General features: G+C 34.6%; 2 protein-coding genes and 1 pseudogene. 1 reads left to right on the forward strand and 2 read right to left on the reverse strand.

From position 1 onward, the window contains the following. The coding region (locus I130_RS00075; RefSeq protein WP_034917084.1) for an enoyl-CoA hydratase/isomerase family protein at window positions 1-399 on the reverse strand (399 nt) is incomplete at its 3' end. A gap of 229 nt (window positions 400-628) precedes the next feature. Between I130_RS00075 and I130_RS16140 the strand changes: the two genes are divergently transcribed. Beyond that, complete coding sequence (locus I130_RS16140) at window positions 629-1,111, forward strand: hypothetical protein (RefSeq protein WP_051119561.1); 483 nt, start codon at window positions 629-631, stop codon at window positions 1,109-1,111. Between the two features lie 230 nt (window positions 1,112-1,341). Here I130_RS16140 and I130_RS00085 read toward each other — a convergent pair. Further along, window positions 1,342-1,602, reverse strand: a pseudogene (locus I130_RS00085) (MATE family efflux transporter); the annotation flags it as partial.

Here is a 1,602-nt window from a genome sequence, read left to right on the forward strand (position 1 = left end):
GGCAGCAGCCTCTGTAGCCATTGAATAGTCGCAAGCTGCAGCTAATCCCACTCCACCACCGACGGTTTTTCCTTGAATGCGACCAATAATAGGTTTCTTGCACAATCTCATGGCATTTATCACATTCGCGAAACCAGAGAAGAATAGTTTTCCTTGCTCGAGGTTGTCAATCGCTACCAATTCATCAAATGAAGCTCCCGCACAAAAAGCTTTTTCACCTTCAGACTTAAGAATAATCACATTTACCTCCTCATTTTCAGATAATTTATGAAATTCTTTTTGAAGTCTTTCCAACAATTCTGAAGGAAAAGAATTACTGGCGGGATGCCCAAATTCTACTGTGGCAATTTTATTTTGAATGTTGGTATATAAACTTCCGTTCTCGCGGGTAGTGCTCATAAAAAATAGATTTGTTCAAAGGTAAAGATAATGTATAAAATTTCACAATTTCAGGAGGTAGCAGCAAAGGCTACTTTCTTATTATTTCCATAATTAATTAAGGATGAGAGGAGATGCGGAATAAGGTGAATAAAGTTTGAAATAATTTTATTTGTAACGCAACCTTTCACAAATGAAAGGTCATATAAGTATAGAAACAATAGATATTCAATCTTTAAAATCTTAAAAAATGAAAAAGTTAATTTTATTATTTGTGAGTGCTTTTGTACTTGTTAGTTGTAATACCGATGACGATGGTCCAAGAACCCTATTAGTTGCTGCTGAAGTAACTAATATTGATGTCCCTGAATTTTTTGAGGCAGGAAAAACCTATGATATAGATGTTACCTATTTATTGCCTAATGCATGCCACGCAGCAGCAGGAATAAAAGCTCAGCGCGAAAGCAATAGCAACGGCGAAGAGGAATATCGTAAAATCTACATTACTGGAGTTTCATCTTACGATGCTAATTTAACTGAATGTGATAAAGAGGTAGAAGAAGATGCGCTTAAAATGCAAAGTACTTTTAAGATAAGTTTTGCAGCAGATGAGGATAAACCGTATACCTTCTACCTTTGGGCAGGTTTAGATGAAAATGATGAAAGCATTTTCACTGAGGTGGTTGTTCCTGTTGGAGATCCTGATGGTTTAGCTTCTGAAGCTACGGAATAAGTTGTAACTGTTATTATTAATTGCTGTCGTGGTTAAATAATGAATTTATACCATTGTAAATAGTAGAAATTAAAGGCACAGGAATAACTTATTCTGTGCCTTATTTATAATAAACTACTAAAGACAGAAAATTTGTAGGATGATTTGAGGTGATAGTAAAAGAAAACTATAATTAAAGAAGCAGTGCTTTCTTAATTATAAGCAAAGCAAAGCAAAGCAAACAAGGAGAACTAAATTTCTTTCTTTAAATATTTTCTTCGGAATTTAAATACCAAGGCGCTACTTCTAATAAGCATCCATGCAAAAAAGGCGATCCAAATGGCATACAATTTAAGTCCGAAATAATCTCCAATCAACAAAATAGGTGTGAATACTAGAAAAGTAGCAACTAATAGAAGATTCCGTAAATATTTTGCTTCACCCAATCCTTTGAAAATCCCATCGAACATAAAGGCAATTGCATTTATTGGCTGCATTAGCAGCACAAGCCA

This window comes from Gillisia sp. CAL575, from assembly GCF_000403785.1.
GTDB lineage: Bacteria > Bacteroidota > Bacteroidia > Flavobacteriales > Flavobacteriaceae > Gillisia.